The organism is Thioclava sp. JM3, assembly GCF_002213185.1.
Taxonomy (GTDB): Bacteria; Pseudomonadota; Alphaproteobacteria; order Rhodobacterales; family Rhodobacteraceae; genus Thioclava; species Thioclava nitratireducens.
On sequence record NZ_NBOB01000006.1, the window covers coordinates 145,502 to 163,087 of the forward strand.

17 protein-coding genes are annotated in these 17,586 nt (G+C 65.5%); 8 read left to right on the forward strand and 9 right to left on the reverse strand.

Annotation, left to right across the window (positions count from 1 at the left end):
* The 5 genes from uvrC to B6V73_RS12785 all read right to left on the reverse strand — a co-directional run bounded on the left by uvrC (position 1) and on the right by B6V73_RS12785 (position 5,013).
* Complete coding sequence (gene uvrC, locus B6V73_RS12765) at positions 1-1,908, reverse strand: excinuclease ABC subunit UvrC (protein ID WP_077701319.1); 1,908 nt, start codon at positions 1,906-1,908, stop codon at positions 1-3.
* Positions 1,909-2,206: 298 nt separating this feature from the next.
* Positions 2,207-2,983, reverse strand: coding sequence for an SDR family oxidoreductase (locus B6V73_RS12770; RefSeq protein ID WP_088722277.1), 777 nt, complete (start codon positions 2,981-2,983; stop codon positions 2,207-2,209).
* On the reverse strand, positions 2,980-3,960 hold the full coding sequence (locus tag B6V73_RS12775; RefSeq protein ID WP_088725422.1) for a calcium/sodium antiporter: 981 nt from the start codon (positions 3,958-3,960) through the stop codon (positions 2,980-2,982). Before B6V73_RS12775 ends, B6V73_RS12770 begins: the two co-directional genes overlap by 4 nt.
* Positions 3,957-4,169 (reverse strand): hypothetical protein, encoded by a 213-nt coding sequence (locus B6V73_RS12780; protein ID WP_075773916.1) that lies wholly within the window; start codon positions 4,167-4,169, stop codon positions 3,957-3,959. The genes B6V73_RS12775 and B6V73_RS12780 overlap by 4 nt, the downstream gene beginning before the upstream one ends.
* A gap of 4 nt (positions 4,170-4,173) precedes the next feature.
* The gene (locus B6V73_RS12785) at positions 4,174-5,013 is read right to left on the reverse strand and encodes a S49 family peptidase (protein WP_075773917.1); all 840 of its coding nucleotides are present in this window, start codon (positions 5,011-5,013) and stop codon (positions 4,174-4,176) included.
* Positions 5,014-5,151: 138 nt separating this feature from the next.
* Here B6V73_RS12785 and B6V73_RS12790 point away from each other — a divergent pair, with 138 nt between their 5' ends.
* From B6V73_RS12790 to B6V73_RS12810, 5 genes are read left to right on the forward strand one after another with little or no spacing between them, the layout of a single operon-like run.
* The gene (locus B6V73_RS12790; protein ID WP_075773918.1) at positions 5,152-5,604 is read left to right on the forward strand and encodes a formate dehydrogenase subunit gamma; all 453 of its coding nucleotides are present in this window, start codon (positions 5,152-5,154) and stop codon (positions 5,602-5,604) included.
* Positions 5,601-7,124 carry a formate dehydrogenase beta subunit gene (locus tag B6V73_RS12795; protein ID WP_088725423.1) on the forward strand — a complete coding sequence of 508 codons (1,524 nt, stop codon included), beginning with the start codon at positions 5,601-5,603 and terminating at the stop codon, positions 7,122-7,124. Before B6V73_RS12790 ends, B6V73_RS12795 begins: the two co-directional genes overlap by 4 nt.
* Entirely contained in the window at positions 7,121-10,006 is a 2,886-nt protein-coding gene (gene fdhF / locus B6V73_RS12800) for a formate dehydrogenase subunit alpha (RefSeq protein ID WP_088725424.1), read from the forward strand. Before B6V73_RS12795 ends, fdhF begins: the two co-directional genes overlap by 4 nt.
* Positions 10,003-10,773 (forward strand): formate dehydrogenase accessory sulfurtransferase FdhD, encoded by a 771-nt coding sequence (fdhD, locus tag B6V73_RS12805; RefSeq protein WP_088725425.1) that lies wholly within the window; start codon positions 10,003-10,005, stop codon positions 10,771-10,773. Before fdhF ends, fdhD begins: the two co-directional genes overlap by 4 nt.
* Entirely contained in the window at positions 10,770-10,982 is a 213-nt protein-coding gene (locus B6V73_RS12810; protein ID WP_088722284.1) for a formate dehydrogenase subunit delta, read from the forward strand. The genes fdhD and B6V73_RS12810 overlap by 4 nt, the downstream gene beginning before the upstream one ends.
* Here the strand turns inward: B6V73_RS12810 and B6V73_RS20790 are convergent.
* The 4 genes from B6V73_RS20790 to ubiA form a co-directional block, all read right to left on the reverse strand.
* Complete coding sequence (locus B6V73_RS20790) at positions 10,970-11,128, reverse strand: hypothetical protein (RefSeq protein ID WP_168174462.1); 159 nt, start codon at positions 11,126-11,128, stop codon at positions 10,970-10,972. The two genes, B6V73_RS12810 and B6V73_RS20790, sit on opposite strands and share 13 nt — an antisense overlap.
* Before the next feature lie 232 nt (positions 11,129-11,360).
* On the reverse strand, positions 11,361-11,687 hold the full coding sequence (locus tag B6V73_RS12815) for a hypothetical protein (RefSeq protein WP_088725426.1): 327 nt from the start codon (positions 11,685-11,687) through the stop codon (positions 11,361-11,363).
* Positions 11,688-11,698: 11 nt separating this feature from the next.
* Entirely contained in the window at positions 11,699-13,786 is a 2,088-nt protein-coding gene (locus B6V73_RS12820; protein WP_088725427.1) for an OmpA family protein, read from the reverse strand.
* Positions 13,787-13,864: 78 nt separating this feature from the next.
* Positions 13,865-14,845 (reverse strand): 4-hydroxybenzoate octaprenyltransferase, encoded by a 981-nt coding sequence (gene ubiA, locus B6V73_RS12825; protein ID WP_088725428.1) that lies wholly within the window; start codon positions 14,843-14,845, stop codon positions 13,865-13,867.
* Positions 14,846-14,857: 12 nt separating this feature from the next.
* On the opposite strand from ubiA, the gene B6V73_RS12830 reads away from it, so the two are divergent.
* From B6V73_RS12830 to B6V73_RS12840, 3 genes are read left to right on the forward strand one after another with little or no spacing between them, the layout of a single operon-like run.
* Positions 14,858-15,583 (forward strand): 16S rRNA (uracil(1498)-N(3))-methyltransferase, encoded by a 726-nt coding sequence (locus B6V73_RS12830; RefSeq protein ID WP_075773926.1) that lies wholly within the window; start codon positions 14,858-14,860, stop codon positions 15,581-15,583.
* Positions 15,580-16,134, forward strand: a complete 555-nt coding sequence (locus B6V73_RS12835) for a hypothetical protein (RefSeq protein WP_088725429.1) — start codon at positions 15,580-15,582, stop codon at positions 16,132-16,134. The genes B6V73_RS12830 and B6V73_RS12835 overlap by 4 nt, the downstream gene beginning before the upstream one ends.
* Positions 16,135-16,185: 51 nt before the next feature.
* Positions 16,186-17,556, forward strand: coding sequence for a glutamate--cysteine ligase (locus tag B6V73_RS12840; protein WP_075773928.1), 1,371 nt, complete (start codon positions 16,186-16,188; stop codon positions 17,554-17,556).
* Positions 17,557-17,586: the final 30 nt, after the last annotated feature.

The following is a 17,586-nucleotide window of genomic DNA, read 5'->3' on the forward strand; positions in this document are numbered from 1 at the left end:
TCAGCCCTTCTCGTTGAAGAAATTGTGGATGGTCTCGGCCATCGCCTCGGAAATGCCGTCGACCTCCATAAGATCGATCGGGGCCGCGCGGCTCACCGCCTTGGCGGAGCCGAAATGCGCCAGCAGCGCGCGTTTGCGGGCCGCGCCGATGCCCGGAATTTCATCCAGCGGGTTCGCCATCTGCGCCTTGGCGCGTTTCGCGCGATGGGTGCCGATGGCCCAGCGGTGCGCCTCGTCGCGCAGGCGCTGGATGTAGTAGAGGACCGGCGATTGCCGGGGCAGGGCGATTGGGCGCTGGCCGGTACGGTGGAATTCTTCCTTGCCGTGGTCGCGGTCGACGCCCTTCGCGACGCCGACCATCGCGACGTCACTCACGCCCATCTCGTCCATGATCTCGCGCACCGCCGAGACCTGGCCGGCGCCGCCGTCGATGAGCAGCAGATCGGGCCAGGATTCGGATTTGCGCTCTGGGTCTTCCTTCAGCAAACGGGTGAAGCGGCGCGTCAGTACCTCTTTCATCATCCCGAAGTCGTCGCCCGGCGTCAGGTCGGCGTTCTTGATGTTGAACTTGCGATACTGGCTCTTGATGAATCCTTCCGGCCCCGCGACGATCATCCCGCCCACGGCATGCGCGCCCTGAATATGCGAGTTGTCGTAGACCTCGATCCGCTGCGGCGGTTTCTCCAGCCCGAAGGCTTCGGCCACGCCAGCCAGCAGCTTCGCCTGCGCCGCAGATTCCGACATCTTCCGACCGAGGCTCTCGCGGGCATTGCGCGCGGCATTCTCGACGAGTTCGGCTTTCTCGCCCCGTTGCGGCACGGTGATCTCGACCTTGCGCTCGGCGCGCTCGGAGAGGAATTCGCTTACCAGTTCCTCATCCTCGACTGGGTGCGACAGCAGGATCAGCTTCGGCGGCGGGCGGTTCGTGTAGAACTGCGCGATGAAGGCCTGCAGGATTTCGGGCGCCTCGGCGCCGGAGCCGGTCTTCGGGTAGAAGTCGTGATTGCCCCAGCTTTGGTTCGCGCGGATGAAGAAAACCTGAACACAGGCCTGCCCGCCTTCCTGATGGAGCGCGATGACATCGGCCTCGGCGGTGGTACGAGGATTGATCCCCTGGCTTTGCTGCACGTTGGTCAGCGCCTTGATCCGGTCACGGAGCGCAGCGGCGCGCTCGAACTCCATATCGTCCGAGGCTTGCTGCATCTGCTCCGCCAATTCACGCTGGATCGTGGTGGACTTGCCCTGCAGGAAGCGCTTCGCATCGTCGACCAGCGCTGCGTAATCCTCCTCGGAGATCTTGCCGACGCAAGGCCCCGAACAGCGTTTGATCTGGTATTGCAGACAGGGGCGTGTGCGGGTCTCGAACATCGAATCCGAGCAGTTGCGCAGCAGGAACACCCGCTCCAGCTGGTTCAGCGTGCGGTTCACCGCGCCAGCGCTCGCGAAGGGGCCGAAGTAATGTCCCTTCTCTTTGCGCGCGCCGCGATGCTTCTTGATCATCGGGTAGGGGTGATCGGTCGCGATCAGGATGTTGGGGAAGCTCTTGTCGTCGCGTGCGAGAACGTTGTAGCGCGGCTTGAGCTGCTTGATCAGGTTCTGCTCGAGCAGCAGCGCCTCGGTCTCGGTCCGCGTCGTGAGGAACATCATCGAGGCGGTCTCGAAGATCATCCGCGCGATCCGTGCCGAGTGTCCCGAGGGCCGCGCATAGTTCGAAACCCGCGCCTTCAGGTTGCGCGCCTTGCCCACATAGAGCACCTCGCCCTTCGCGTTCAGCATCCGGTACACGCCGGGCGAGCCGTCGAGACGCTTGAGGTAATCCGCGATCAGAGCATGGCCCGTCAGCCCGTGTTGCGGGCGCGTGGCCGCCGGGGGATCGAGGGTGTCCTTGTTGTTCTCGTCATCATTCATGAGCAGGCTTCGATTCTCCCCCGTGGCTGCAACCTCGCGCGGCCGTTTTCAAGAAAAAACATGTCCACGAAATTTGGGGATAAGTCTGTTGGCAAACATGTGGGACCGCGGGTTCCGACCTTAATATAAGGGTTGATCGAGTGTTTGCCCGTTTTTTGAGCAATTGCGGAGCGCATTGATTTCATTGAGAAATTTTCTGCACATTTGCCAAGCTATTGAAAGGATTAATACTTTTGTGACGGTCTCGTTACAGGCCGCCGCGCAGTGCACAACTTCGGCCTGTGATTCGATTTCAGGCTCATTCCGGACCTAATACATCGGGCGTCCGCCAGCCTAGATGTTGGCCGCCATCTACGCAGAGCAACTGCCCTGTGACGGCCGGCGCATCCATGAAATATCCCAGCGCTGCGACGATATCCGCCGGGTCCGCGCCACGCTCAAGGATCGTCGCCGCGCGCTGCCGGTTGAAGTGATCTTCCGACTGGCGCGCGCCCTGCAGGGTGGGGCCGGGGCCGATCGCGTTCACCCGGATATCGGGGGCCAGCGCCTGCGCGCCGGTCTGGGTCAGCGTCCACAGCCCCATCTTAGCGAGTGAGTAGGTCATGAACTCGGGCGTCAGCTTGCGCATCCGCTGATCGACCATGTTGACCACCAAGGCACGGGCCTTGGGTTCCGCGCCTGAGCGGTCGGCTTGCGGGGCCTGTGCCGCGAAATGCTGGATCAGCACGAAGGGCGCGCGGAGGTTGGAGCCGATATGCCGGTCCCAGCTTTCGCGCGTGGCCGAGCGGATCGTGTCGTATTCGAAGATCGAGGCATTGTTGATCAGCAGATCGAGCGGCCCGTCGAGCAGTTGCGCCGCATGCGGCACCAGGGCCGCCGTCGCTGCCTCGTCCAGCAGGTCGGCCTGTAGGATCTCGGCGCGCACGCCCTTCGCGCGGGCCTCCGCTGCCGTGGCCTCCGCGTCCTCCGCGGAGCCGTGATAATGGATCGCGACGTCCAGGCCGCGTTCGGCCAGATAAAGCGCCATCGCGCGCCCCAGCCGCTTCGCGCCGCCTGTCACCAATGCTCGTTTCATGCGCTGCCTCCAATGAAGAGGGCCACCATATAGGCCAGATAAGCCACGGAAAAAGCGATACCGACGCCGCGGGTGATCACGCGGTTGCCGAAGATGAATGGCGCGAGCGCGATCGAGGCGGCTGCCATGACCCAAAGGTCGATCTGCAGCATCTGCCGAGGCACCGGAATATCGCCGAACAGCCCCGCAACGCCGATGATGCAGAGCAGGTTGAAGATGTTCGAGCCCACGACGTTGCCGAGCGCGAGGTCCGAGCGGCCTTTCATCGCCGCCGTGATCGAGGTCGCCAGCTCCGGCAGCGAGGTGCCGAGCGCCACCAGCGTCAGGCCGATCACCGCATCCGAGATGCCCATGGCGCTGGCGATCTCCGATGCGCCGCTGACCAACCAGTTCGCGCCCAGCGGCAAGCCGACGAGGCCCGCGAGAACGTAAAGCCCGATCCGCCAGAGCGGCATCTTCGGATCGACGCTTTCGATCTCTTCATTCGCCTCGGTCTCGGCCGCGCGCCCGTTGCCGCGATTGGCGCGATGGGCGCGCGCCTCGCGGATCTGCCGGAACAGGACGATGCTCAGAGCAAAGAGCAGAAGCAGCCCCTGCGCCCAGCGGATCGGGCCCATGAAACAGACGAGAATGAACAGAATCGTCGCGCCCATCATCAGCACGAAGCTTTCGCGCGTGTCGTGCAGGTCGGTGCGGATCGCGGAGATGATCGCCGGCAGTCCCAGCACCAGCAGGATATTCGCGATATTCGAGCCCACGACGTTTCCGAGCGCGATGCTCGGCGCATTGTCGAGGACGGCGGCGACGGAGACCATCAGCTCGGGCGCGGAGGTGCCGAAGGCCACGACAGTAAGCCCGACGATCAGCGCCGGAATGCCAAGGCGCAGCGACATCGCCACCGCGCCTTTCACCAGCAGATCGCCCGCCACGACCAGCAACGCCAGCCCGGCAATGATCTCGCCGAAATCCCAGATCATGACCGGCGCTCCGTCTTCTTGCTCTTGGTCTTGGAGGTCGTCTTGCAGGGGCAGGGGCCGCGTCCTATTTTCGGACGTCCGCAATCGGGACAACGTGCCGACAGCCGGCCCGGACCGCGCGGGCCCTTGATCTTCGGCATCCGTAGCTTGCCGAACATGGCGAGCACCGCCATGACGACCAGGAAGAGGGTCATGCCCTTGATGAGCATCGGGTTACAGCCCGTAGCGCGCCCAGAGCGCGCGCTCTTCGGTCGTGTCGATAAGTGCGCCTGCCGTCGCCGCCGCCATCTCGCCGCCGATCTGCGCGCCGAAACGCCGGAAGAGAGAACGCTTGGGCGCATAGGGCACGATGCGTGTCTTCTCGCCGTAGATTTCTTTCAGCTTCGGTACCGCATGGGCCAGCCCGTCGATCAGGCCGGTCTTCTCGGCCAGCGCTTGTCGCCCGGTCCAGATATCGCCGGTAAAGAGGTCGCGATCCGAGGCCAGTTTTGCACCGCGCCGGGACTCGACATGTTCCTTGAAGCTGACATGCATGTCCTCGAGCAGCTTGTTCAGCCGCGCGACGTCCTCGTCCTTTTCTGGGCGGAACGGGTCCATGAAACTTTTCGAGCCGCCCGCCGTGTGCACACGGCGCTGGATTCCGTGACGGCTGATGAACTCGTCGAGGCCGAACCCTGCCGAGATCACACCGATCGAGCCCACGACCGAAGTCGGGTCGGCCCAGATCTGGTCGGCGGCGCAGGCGAGCCAATAGCCGCCCGAGGCCGCGACGTCTTCGACGAAGGCATGCACGGGAATACCTTTTTCGTCCGCGAGCCTGCGGATACGCCCCGCGATCAGCGCTGATTGCACGGGCGATCCGCCGGGCGAATTGATCATCAGGGCCACCGCCGCCGGTTTCCCGCGGGAAAAAGCCCGCTCGATGATCGGGGCCATCGCGGCATCCGACAGGCCGGGCGATCCCGGGCGCGAGATGCCAATGGCACCGTGCAGACGGATCACCGCGACGAAGGGCGATTTCTTGACGAAGGGAAGGCGTTGGATCAGGCTCATGTGAGGGATGTAGAGGCTCACCCCTGCCCGCGCAAGCACGGCGATGACGGTTCCTGTCCGCGCCTGTTCGCGATTGAACCAGTCGTGACTTGCTGGTCGGGGCATGCTCGCCCCATCATCGGGGCCGGGAGGATGGAAATGACCGAAGACGACAGGCTCGCCGCGATTCTGGCGGATCATGCGGGGCGCGAAGGTGCGCTGCTGCCCATTCTTCACGATGTGCAGGCCGCTTACGGCTGCGTGCCCGCCGATAGCTATCAGCCGATTGCCGATGCGCTGCGGTTGAGCCGGGCGGAGGTGGCGGGCGTCGTCTCCTTCTATCACGATTTCCGCGATGCGCCCGCGGGCAAGCATGTGATCAAGCTGTGCCGTGCCGAGGCCTGCCAATCGATGGGCGGGACGGAGATGATCGCGCGGCTGGAGCGCGCGCTCGGCATGAAAGTCGGAGAAACGAAGGGTGACGTGACCCTTGAGGCGGTCTACTGCCTCGGGCTGTGTGCCTGCGCGCCCGCCGCGATGGTGGGCGATCAGTTGGTCGGGCGGGCGACGCCCGAGCGGATCGAGGCTCTGGTTGCGGAGGTCTCGGCATGAAGATCTGGGTTCCCCGCGATGCCGCTGCCGCAGCCTGTGGGGCCGATGAGGTCGCGGCGGCGATTGCCTCAGCGGCTGGTCTGAGCGGCGAAACGGTCGAGATCATCCGCAACGGCACGCGCGGGATGATCTGGCTGGAGCCTTTGGTCGAGATCGAGCGCGACGGTGTGCGCTACGGCTTCGGACCGATGACGCCCGAGGACGTACCTGCGCTGTTCGAAGACGGCGATCACCCGAAGGCGCTCGGCCCGGTCGAGGAAATCCCCTTCTTCGCAAAACAGACCCGCCTGACCTTCGCGCGCTGCGGTCGGACCGATCCGCTGTCGCTGGCCGATTATGAGGCGGGCGAGGGCTGGCAGGGTCTCAAGCGTGCGCTGGAACTGAGCGGGGAGCAGACCATCGAAGAGGTCATCACATCGGGGCTGCGCGGTCGTGGCGGTGCGGGCTTCCCGACCGGCATAAAATGGAAGACTGTCGCCGGGGCAGAGGCCTCGCAGAAATATATCGTCTGCAACGCGGACGAAGGCGATAGCGGCTCTTTCGCGGATCGGATGCTGATGGAAGGCGATCCCTTCTGCCTACTCGAGGGCATGGCGATTGCCGGTCTTGCGGTCGGCGCGACCAAGGGCTTCATCTATGTCCGTTCGGAATATCCCCATGCGATCCGCACGCTGAACGCAGCGATCAAGGCAGCGCGCGCGGCCGGGATCATCGGCGACAGCCTGATGGGGCAGGGGCCGGCCTTCGATCTGGAGGTGCGCGTCGGCGCGGGCGCCTATATTTGCGGCGAGGAGACCTCGCTTCTCAATTCGCTCGAAGGAAAGCGCGGGATGGTGCGCGCCAAGCCGCCGCTGCCCGCGCTGGAAGGCGCGTTCGGCAAGCCGACCGTGGTGAACAACGTGCTCTCGCTGGCCGCCGTGCCGTGGATCTTGGTCCACGGCGGCGCTGCCTATGCCGAGTTCGGGCTGGGTCGCTCGCGCGGGACGATCCCGCTTCAGATCGCGGGCAACGTCAAACATGGCGGGTTGTTCGAGACCGGTTTCGGGATGTCGCTCGGCACGCTGGTCAACGAAATCGGCGGCGGCACGGCCTCGGGCCGTCCGTTCAAAGCGGTGCAGGTGGGCGGACCGCTGGGCGCCTATCACGGGCCGGACGATTTCGATTTGCCGGTCTGCTACGAGGCTTTCGCCGATCAGGGTGGCCTCGTGGGCCATGCCGGTTTCGTGGTGCATGACGACAGCGCCGACATGCTCGCGCTCGCCCGCTACGCGATGGAGTTCTGCGCCGTCGAGAGCTGCGGGAAATGCACGCCCTGCCGGATCGGCGCGGTGCGCGGCATGGAAACGCTCGACCGCGTCGCGGCGGGCGACCCGGCGGCGATCGAGTTGCTGCACGAGCTATGCGAAGTGATGGAGAAGGGCTCGCTCTGCGCGATGGGGGGCTTCACGCCCTTCCCGGTGCGCTCGGCGATACGGCTTTTCCCGCAAGAATTCTCGCTCTCACAGGAGGCTGCGGAATGAAGGATTTCATCATCCCCGACGGAGTGCACGGGCCGAAACTCTCCGATATGGGCACGCCTGCCAAATCGGGCCCGCCTGTGACGCTGGTGATTGACGGCATGGATGTGAGCGTGCCCGAGGGCACCTCCGTGATGCGCGCCGCCGCCGAGGCCGGGATCACCGTGCCGAAGCTGTGTGCGACCGATATGCTCGACGCTTACGGCTCGTGCCGTCTTTGCGTGGTCGAGATCGAGGGGATGCGCGGAACGCCTGCGTCGTGCACCACGCCCGTGCGCGAAGGCATGGTCGTGAAAACCCAGACCGAGCAGCTGCACAGGCTGCGTCGCGGGGTGATGGAGCTTTATATCTCCGATCACCCGCTCGACTGTCTGACCTGCGCGGCGAACGGCGATTGCGAATTGCAGGACATGGCAGGGGCCGTGGGCCTGCGCGACGTGCGCTACACGCCGGGCGAGAACCATGTCGAGACGCGCGCGGCGGACGGCGCCAATCCGCTCTATATTCCGCGCGACGATTCCAACCCGTATTTCTTCTACGATCCGTCGAAATGCATCGTCTGCATGCGCTGCGTGCGCGCCTGCGAAGAGGTGCAGGGCACTTTCGCGCTGACCGTGGACGGGCGCGGCTTCGACGCCCGCATCTCGACCGGTACGGAAGATTTCCTGAACTCGGATTGCGTCAGCTGCGGCGCCTGCGTGCAGGCCTGCCCGACAGCGACCCTGCAGGAGAAGACCGTCGACGAGATCGGCGTGCCGGAGCGTTCCGTGGTTACGACCTGTGCCTATTGCGGCGTGGGCTGCTCTTTCGAGGCGCAGATGCGCGGCGACCAGCTGGTGCGCATGGTGCCGTGGAAAGAGGGCAAGGCGAACCGTGGACATAGCTGCGTGAAGGGCCGTTTCGCCTGGGGCTATGCGAACCATGGCGACCGCATCCTCAACCCGATGATCCGCGACAGCATCACTGACCCGTGGCGCGAAGTGTCGTGGGAAGAGGCGCTGGAATTTGCTGCCAACGGCATCAAGCGCGCGCAGGCCAAGCACGGCAAGGATTCAGTGGGCGTCATCACCTCGTCGCGCTGCACCAATGAGGAGACCTTCCTCGTGCAGAAACTCGCCCGCGCGGTGATGGGCACGAACAACACCGATACCTGCGCCCGGGTCTGCCATTCGCCGACCGGCTACGGGCTGAAGCAGACCTTCGGGACCTCGGCTGGCACGCAGGATTTCGACTCCGTCGAGCAGGTGGATTGCGCCGTGGTCATTGGGGCGAACCCGACCGACGGGCATCCGGTTTTCGCCTCGCGGCTGCGCAAAAGGCTGCGGCAGGGCGCGAAGCTGATCGTGGTGGACCCGCGCCGGATCGATCTGCTGGAGACCCCGCATATGGGCGAGGGGCATCACCTACCGCTACGTCCGGGAACCAATGTCGCGGTGTTGACCGCGATGGCCCATGTGATCGTGACGGAAGGGCTGTTTGACGAGGCGTTCATCCGCGAGCGCTGCGATTGGGACGAATGGACGGATTATGCCGAGTTCGCCGCCGATCCGGCCCATTCTCCCGAGGCGGTCGAAGAGTTGACCGGCGTGCCGGCCGACGCGCTGCGCCACGCTGCGCGGACCTACGCCGCCGCGCCGAACGGGGCGATCTATTACGGGCTGGGCGTGACCGAGCACAGCCAGGGCTCGACCACCGTGATCGCCATTGCCAACCTCGCGATGATGACCGGCAATATCGGACGCCCCGGTGTGGGGGTGAACCCGCTACGGGGGCAGAACAACGTGCAGGGCTCGTGCGATATGGGCTCCTTCCCGCACGAACTGCCGGGCTATCGCCATGTCTCGGACGACTCCGTGCGCGCGGTGTTCGAAGCGGAATGGGGTAGGACGCTCGACCCCGAGCCGGGGCTGCGTATTCCCAATATGCTCGACGCCGCCGTCGCGGGGGACTTCAAGGCGATCTACATTCAGGGTGAGGATATTCTGCAATCCGATCCCGATACCCATCACGTGGCCGCGGGCCTCGCGGCGATGGATTGCGTGATCGTGCATGACCTCTTCCTGAACGAGACCGCGCGCTACGCCCATGTCTTCCTGCCGGGCTCCACCTTCCTCGAGAAGGACGGGACCTTCACCAATGCCGAGCGCCGGATCAACCCGGTGCGCAAGGTCATGGCGCCGAAAGCAGGGCTGGCCGACTGGGAGGCGACGCAGGCGCTGGCCAATGCGCTGGGCGCGGGATGGAGTTACACCCACCCGTCCGAGATCATGGCCGAGATCGGTCGCACGACGCCCGCCTTCGCGGGCGTGACTTACGACCTGATCGACCGTATGGGCTCGGTGCAGTGGCCTTGTAACGACGCGCATCCGCAAGGCTCGCCGGTGATGCATGAACATGGCTTCGTGCGCGGCAAGGGGCGGTTCATCCGCACGGCCTATGTCGCGACCGAGGAGCGCACCGGGTCGCGCTTCCCGCTGCTGCTGACCACCGGGCGCATCCTGTCGCAGTATAACGTGGGCGCGCAGACGCGGCGGACCGAGAATTCCGTCTGGCATGCCGAGGACCGGCTGGAAATTCACCCGCATGATGCCGAGACGCGCGGCATTCGCGAGGGCGACTGGGTCCGGCTCACCAGCCGAGCGGGCGAGACGTCCTTGCGCGCGACGATCACCGACCGGGTCTCGCCCGGCGTCGTCTACACGACTTTCCACCACCCCGAAACGCAGGCGAACGTCGTCACCACCGACAATTCCGATTGGGCGACGAACTGCCCGGAATACAAGGTGACGGCGGTGCAGGTGGGGCTATCGAACGGGCCCTCGGACTGGCAGGAGCTCTACAACGCGCAGACCAAGTTGACCCGCCGCGTCGAGGCTGCTGAATGACGGCGACCGATTGGGAAATGCCCAGCGGCGCTGTTCAGCGCCTTGCCGAGGAAGTGCCCGTGGCGCTGTCTTTCGACGGGGTGACGCAGGCGGTGATGATGGCGAGCCCCGCCGATCTGGAGGATTTCGCACTGGGATTCGCGCTCTCCGAAGCGCTCATCGAGGACGCGTCCGAGATCACCCGGCAGGAGCTCGAAGTGACCGAGGCCGGGATCGAAGCGCGCAACTGGCTGGCAGCTCCCGCAGGCGCCCGGTTTGCCGAACGCCGCCGCGCTACGATGGGGCCGGTGGGCTGCGGGCTCTGCGGGATCGAGCAGCTGGAGGAGGCGCGGCGCAAGCTCGCTCCGGTTCTCCCGCCCGCCTTTACCATGACGCCGGAACAGGCCTCGGAGGCGCTCGAGACCCTGCGTGACCATCAGCCTCTGCAGGACGAAACCCGCGCTGCCCATGCGTCGAGCTTCTGGCAGCCGGGCAAGGGGATCGTGCTGACGCGCGAAGATGTCGGCCGCCACAACGCCCTCGACAAGCTGATCGGGGCGCTGATCCGGGGCGGGATAGACCCGGCGAGCGGCGCGCTGGTGATGACCTCGCGGCTTTCGGTCGACCTGATCCAGAAGGTCGCGACCCTACGTATCCCGGTGATAGTCGGCCCCTCCGCCCCCACCGCTTTGGCGGTGAGCGAGGCGCGGGACGCGGGCCTTACCGTTATTGCACGCGCAGGCCGGGGCCTCGCGCTTTACACCGCGCCGCAGGAGGCCACCGCATGAAGCCTGAGAAACTCGCCGGGATGGCCAATCAGATCGCACAGTTCTTCGAAAGCCAGCCCGGCGATCAGGCGCATGCCGTGGCCGATCACATCAATGCCAATTGGGCGCCCACGATGCGCGACACGTTCCTCGCGGCGGCGGACAAGCTGGAGCTGCACCCGCTGGTGAAAGCGGCCCTGCCGGATATCCGTCCCCCTCAGCGCGGCTGATCGCCCGGCGTCACGATTGGCGCGACCGAGAGGGTGAACTTCGCCTCATCCGCGAAGGGGTAGGGGGCCGCGAACTGCTGCACCGGACCGATCGTCCAGTCGGGATGGTCTGGATAGGTCGCGCGCGGAAGACCTGCCCCGGACATATCATCTGCGCCTCGTCAATCCCGCGCGCGCCGCCGAGCGCGGTGCGGCAGGGGAGGGCGCCACGGGAAAGGTCTGGAGCATGGCGCAGCTATTGGCTTGCAGATCGGCCGCGCATGGCGGGCAGGACTCGATACCAACTTCGGGGCGCGGGCCAAAGCGCCATGGGCGTCTGCCGCCTGACATGACTGTTTGGAGAATCTGCGGCAATATCGGGCGGGGAGCCGCGAGAGATCAGGCCTCTTTCGTACGCTCTATATAGGCGCGCAATTCCTCGGCCTCGTGACGCGCGTCGCGCAATCCATCCATCGCCGCGCGCAGCTCAGCCTCGGTCTGGCTGAGCTGATTGGCCAGTTCCGCCTCGCGCTGCTCGACATAGGCGAGCGCCTGATCGCGGGTCTCCTCGGCTTCATGCAACGCCTGCGCCATCTGCTCCAGCTCGCCCATATCGGCCTGGCTCACACGGGTGAGGCGGTGGATCAGCCAGCTTGCGAACCAGCCAAGCGCGAAAGCCACGAAAAGGATGATCGCTGTGGCGATGATGAATTCGTCTCTGTTCATATGGCGTCCCTTCAGCCCTTCGACAGGTCCTCCGGCCGGGATTGCGGGCGCGGCGTCTTCTCGCCGGGCGTCTCGACCGGAATTTCTTCTTGTTGCGGGGTCTGTTGCCCCGGTTCTGCGGCGGTGTCCCCATCGCCGGATTTGTCCTGCGCGCCGTTCTCGGTGGCGGGGGCGCCGTCATCGGTCACGGCGCCATTCCAGTGCGGCTCGCCAGCGCCATCCCCAGTCCCCTCGTCAGCGCCTGCCGTCGCGTCTGCCGTGGCATCGGGCAGCGCCTCGTCACCCACCGGCGCCTCGTCCAGCAGCACGAACTCGATCCTGCGGTTCTGCTCGCGGCCGGCTTCGGTGTCGTTCGAGGCGATGGGCTGGGCTTCGCCGTAGCCTTTTGCCTCCAGGTTGCCGATCAGCACGCCACGGTCCAGAAGCCCGCGGATCACCGCCTGCGCGCGCTGTTGCGAGAGCTGCAGGTTCATTTCCTCGCGGCCCTGATTGTCGGTATAGCCGGCCACTTCCATCTTGAAGTCGGTGCAGTTCTTGATCGCCTTGGCCAACGCGTCGAGCGCGTCGAGGCTTTCCGCAGCGACCTGCGCCGAACCCGGATCGAAATCGACTTTCTTCTTCTTCAGCGTGTCGTTCAGGCGGGCCACGCACTCCTTGCCGGTCGGCAGGGCGAGCTGCTCATCGAGGCGCTTGTCGTATTTCACGCTCAGGTCGATCTGCGCATCTTCGCCAAGCTCGCTCGTCAGAATGCGCGAAATCGTGTCGGAGGCCTGCGGGTCGCCCGAGACGCCGCTGACCGAGATGCCGTCGGGGGTCACGGTGACCTTGCCTTCGTGCAGCACCGACAGGGCGTCGAGGGCGGCCAGGGTGCGTACCGGCCAACCGGCGGGAAGCTCCTTGTCGACGCGGGTCGCGCCATGGACATTGGCATGGCCGAGCTTGGCGCGTGCGTAGCTCTCGACGGTCTGGCGCTCACGCGCATCGGTCACGCGGCCCTTCAGGTCGACATGGCCGTTGCCGTCGCGGGTGGCGGTGAAGCTCGCCTCGCCGGCTTTCGCATCGGGGGCGGGCTCGCGCTTGGCCTTGAGCGAAAACACCCCGGGCAGGTTCGATTCCAGCTCACCCACGACATCGTCGAATTGCTGCTGATCGACGGTCGAAGGCACATCCAGCGCGATATCGGCATCCGAGAAGGTCACCGAGCCCGCGCCGAGATCGCCGAGCGCCTTGATCGCCATCTGCGCGGCCTTGGACCAGTCGGGCGAAGGCGTGCCCATCCCGATCGTGCAGCTCAGCGTGCCTTTCGCGCCCGCCGCGCGGGCCGCAGTCAGGATGCGGTCGCGCGCACGTTCGTTATCGGCGGAGCAGGCGTCGAAATGCGGGCCTTCCGCCTTGTCGATGAGGAAGCGCAGCGTGAAGGGGGTGATCACGGGGCGCGGTGCGGAGATGTCGAAGCTGAGCTTGAGATCGGAGGGGCGGCGACGTGCCAGCGAAGTCTCCACTCGACCCTTTTCGGCGGGGCTGTCGGTGATCGCCTCCACCGAGACTTTGCCCGCGCTGACCGACACTTTCGAGCGCGGCAGCGTCTCGAGCGTCGTCATCGCGAATTTCATCGCTTCGTCCCAACCGCCGGGCACCGGGTAATCGGCGCTCTCCAGCATGTCGGTGACGCCATCCTCGCCTGCGACTTTCGAGAGCTTCTCCACGATCGCCTCGCGGTCGATCGAGGATGGCACCAGCCCGATCAGCGAGATGCCGTTCTCGTTGCGCAGCATTTCCAGCGAGAAGGCGGGTGGCGTGATCGGCTTCGTGATCTGGGTGTCGGTATTGTCGACGACCCGCGAGCTGTCGACGTATTTGTCGACCTCGGAAACGGCGCGGAAGCGCTCGGCCTCGGTCGGGGCGGTGCCGGAGAGGATCACCTGCAGCCCATCGGTATGGATACGCATCCAGCCGTAGCCCTGCGCCTCCATCGCGACGCGCACTTCTTGTTTCGTGGATTTTTCGACAATTGTCGCCGCGCCGCCCGCGATGACTGCGGAGACGACGAGTGCGAGGACAAAGGCGGCGATCGTCAACAAGGTGGCGCGGCTGCGCATCGGTCTCAGGCCCTCCCCAGGGGAATCTTTATCCCGTTTCCTTAAGGTGCAGGGGCGCGGGGATCAATCGATACGCCGTTACACGATTGCGCCAACGGCGAGAAACAGCGCAGCGATCAGGCCCGTATCGCGGTTCGCGCGGAACAGTTTCAGACAGGTGTCCGGGTCGTCGATATCGAGCTGACGCATCTGCCATAGCATGTGCCACCCCATCGCCCAGGGCGCGAGCAACGAGAGCGCGAGGCGCAGCGGCGGCGCGCCGGGCAACAGTGCGCCCATCACGGCGATGGTCATCAGCGCGACGGAGGTCATCAGGAAGCCGCCCAGCCATTTCGCGCTGTCGTCCCCGAAGAGCCGCGCGGTGGATTTCACGCCGATCAGCGCGTCGTCTTCCTTGTCCTGATGCGCGTAGATCGTGTCGTAGAACAACGTCCAGGCCATGCCCGCGAAATAAAGCACGACGGGCGGCCAGCTGAGGCTTCCGGTATGCGCGGCCCACAGCAGCAGCGCACCCCAGTTGAAGGCGATCCCGAGGAAGATCTGCGGCCACCAGGTGAAGCGCTTGGCGAAGGGGTAGATCGCGACCGGGCCGAGCGAGACGATCCCGAGAATGATCGCGGGGGTGTTGAAGGTCAGCAGGATCGCGAAGGAGATCAGCGACTGGATCACAGCCCAAGCCAGCGCCTGTTTCGTCGAAACCTGCCCCGAGGGGATCGGGCGCGAGCGGGTGCGCGCCACGCCGGCGTCGATGTCGCGGTCGGTGATGTCGTTCCAGGTGCAGCCCGCGCCGCGCATCAGGAAGGCTCCGACGGAGGCGCCGATGGCCAGCCACAGATCCCACCAGATGAAGCCGCCCGTCGAGGACGCCGCCAGCGCGATCGACCAGTAGCAGGGCAGCAGCAGCAGCCACGTCCCGATAGGCCGGTCGGCGCGGCTCAGGCGCAGATAGGGCCGCGTCCATGCCGGGGCCAGCCGGTCGACCCAGTTGCCGCGATAAGCATCCGCGACCGTGCCGTTTGCGTCTTCCGCCGCCTCTGGCGTTTCGGGTTTTCCGCTCATAAAGTCCGCCTCATGGAACGTGCCAAGATCAGGCTCTGTGTAGAGCACCCGCTGGGCGCGGGGCAAGCCGTGCCTCTGACTCAGGACGAAGCGCATTACCTCTTCGCGGTGATGCGGCTGGCCGTGGGCGCCCGTGTCGCGCTGTTCAACGGGCGCGATGGCGAGTGGACGGCGGAGGTCGTCGAGGCTCACAAGAAGCGCGGTATTCTGGCCTGCGTCGAGCAGGCCGCGCCGCAGCTCGCGCCGCCGGATCTCTGGCTGATCTTCGCGCCGATCAAGAAAGAGCGCACTGATTTCATCGTCGAAAAGGCGACCGAGCTGGGCTGCGCCAAGGTGCTGCCGGTGCAGACCGAGTTCACCAATTCCGCGCGCATCCGGCAGGACCGCTTGCAGGCCCATGCCAAGGAAGCGGCGGAGCAATGTCTGGGCACCTATGTGCCGCCGGTCGAGGATTTGCAGGGTCTCAAGAAGCTGCTGGATGGCTGGGATCCGAGCCGTCGCATCCTCTGGGCCGACGAGGCTTTGGTTGGCCCCGCAGAGACGCTCGCAGGGTTGGAGCCGGGACCTTGGGCGATCCTGATCGGGCCAGAAGGCGGGTTCTCGGAGGCCGAGCGCGAGATGCTTCGCAGTCGCGATTTCGTGACCCCCGTCAGCCTCGGCCCGCGCATCCTGCGCGCCGATACGGCGGTCTGCGCGGCGATCACATTGTGGCAATCGGCGCTGGGAGACTGGCGGTGATCCGTCCCGAAGTTGCAGAAGGCTTCAAGCGCTGGGGCGAGGTGATCGCGGCGGGCGTCGTGGTGGCGTTCGGAGCTTGGCTGATCTGGCTCGGCGGATTGATCCTGATGCCGCTGGGACTGGTCGCCGTGGCGCTCGGGCTCGGCTGGGCGCTGATCGGCTGGCGGCGGCTGCGCTTTGCGCGTGAAACCAGCGCGCCGGGTCTGGTCGAGATCGACGAGGGGCGTATCTCCTATTTCGCAGCCAGCCGGGCGCGCGCCATTGCGGGGCCGGGCAGCAATGTCTCGGCGCTCGGGATGGGCGGCGAGGTGCCGCTGCGCGAACTGGCGGAAATCCGACTGCTGACGCTGCAGGGCCAGCAATATTGGCGGCTTCGCAGCCTGTCGGGCGAGGCGCTTCTGATCCCGCTCGATGCGGCGGGGGCGGATGGGCTGTACGACGCCTTCGCGAGCCTGCCGGGGATCGATATGGGGAAAATCTCCGCCGCGCTCGACCAGCAGACTACCGCACAGAGCCTCTGGATCCGTAAACAGGTTTCACGCTTGACTTGAGCTAGCCCCCGCGCCACCTGTGGCGCTCCATAAAGCGACGCGAGAAAAGACATGTCCATTCCGCAGCAGGGCGGTGGCCCGATCGAGCGCTTCGAGCAACTGGCCGAATATCTGGCCGCGGGCGAGAAGCCGCGCGACGATTGGCGCATCGGCACCGAACACGAGAAATTCGGCTATTGCGCGGACAAGCAATTGCCGCTGCCCTATGACGGCCCGCGGTCGATCAAGGCGATGCTGGAAGGTCTGCGCGACCGCTTTGGCTGGCAGCCGGTGGAAGAGCAGGGCAACATCATCGGGCTGGAGCTGAACGGCGCGAATGTGAGCCTCGAGCCCGGTGGGCAGCTGGAACTGTCGGGCGCGCCGCTCGAGACGATCCACCAGACCTGCGACGAGGTGAACCTCCACCTGCGCGAAGTGCAGTCGGTCGCCGACGATCTCGGCGTAAGGTTCATCGGCCTTGGCGCGGCTCCGATCTGGTCGCAGGAGCAGATGCCGATGATGCCCAAGGGGCGCTACCGGCTGATGACCGATTACATGGGCCGCGTCGGCGAACTCGGAACGCAGATGATGTATCGCACCTGCACCGTGCAGGTGAATCTCGACTTCGCGTCCGAGGCCGACATGGTGCAGAAGATGCGCGTGGCGCTGGCGCTGCAGCCGGTCGCGACGGCGCTCTTCGCGAACTCGCCCTTCCTCGATGGCAAGCCCAACGGTATGAAATCGTGGCGCAGCCATATCTGGCAGAACCTCGACGATGCGCGCACGGGCATGCTGCCCTTCATGTTCGAAGAGGGCGCGGGCTACGAGGCCTACGCGAACTACGTTCTCGATGTGCCGATGTATTTCGTCTATCGCGACGGCAAATATATCAATGCTCTGGGCCAGTCGTTCCGCGACTTCCTCAAGGGCGAGCTGCCCGCGCTTCCCGGCGAGAAGCCGACGCTGAGTGACTGGGCCGATCACCTGACGACCGTCTTCCCCGAGGCGCGGGCGAAAAAATTCATCGAGATGCGCGGTGCCGATGGCGGGCCCTGGCGGCGTCTGTGTGCGCTGCCCGCGCTGTGGGTCGGCCTGTGCTATGACCAGACCGCGCTCGATGCGGCTTGGGATCTGGTGAAGGGCTTCGATCACGAGACCCGTGAAGGTCTGCGCCGTGCGGCGGCGGTCGATGCGCTGCAGGGCGAGTTCAACGGCGTGAAGCTGCATGACCTCGCACGCGAAACGGTGGCGATCGCGAAATCCGGTCTGGCGGCACGGGCGAAGCCCGGCGCAGGCGGAATGATCCCCGACGAGACCCATTTCCTCAACGCGCTGGAAGAGAGCGTCGAGACCGGCCGCGTGCCTGCCGACGAACTCCTCGAGAAATATCACGGCGAGTGGAATGGCGATCTGAGCAAGATCTACGCCGAATACAGCTACTAACGGACAGGGCAGGGCGGTTAGCCGCCCCGC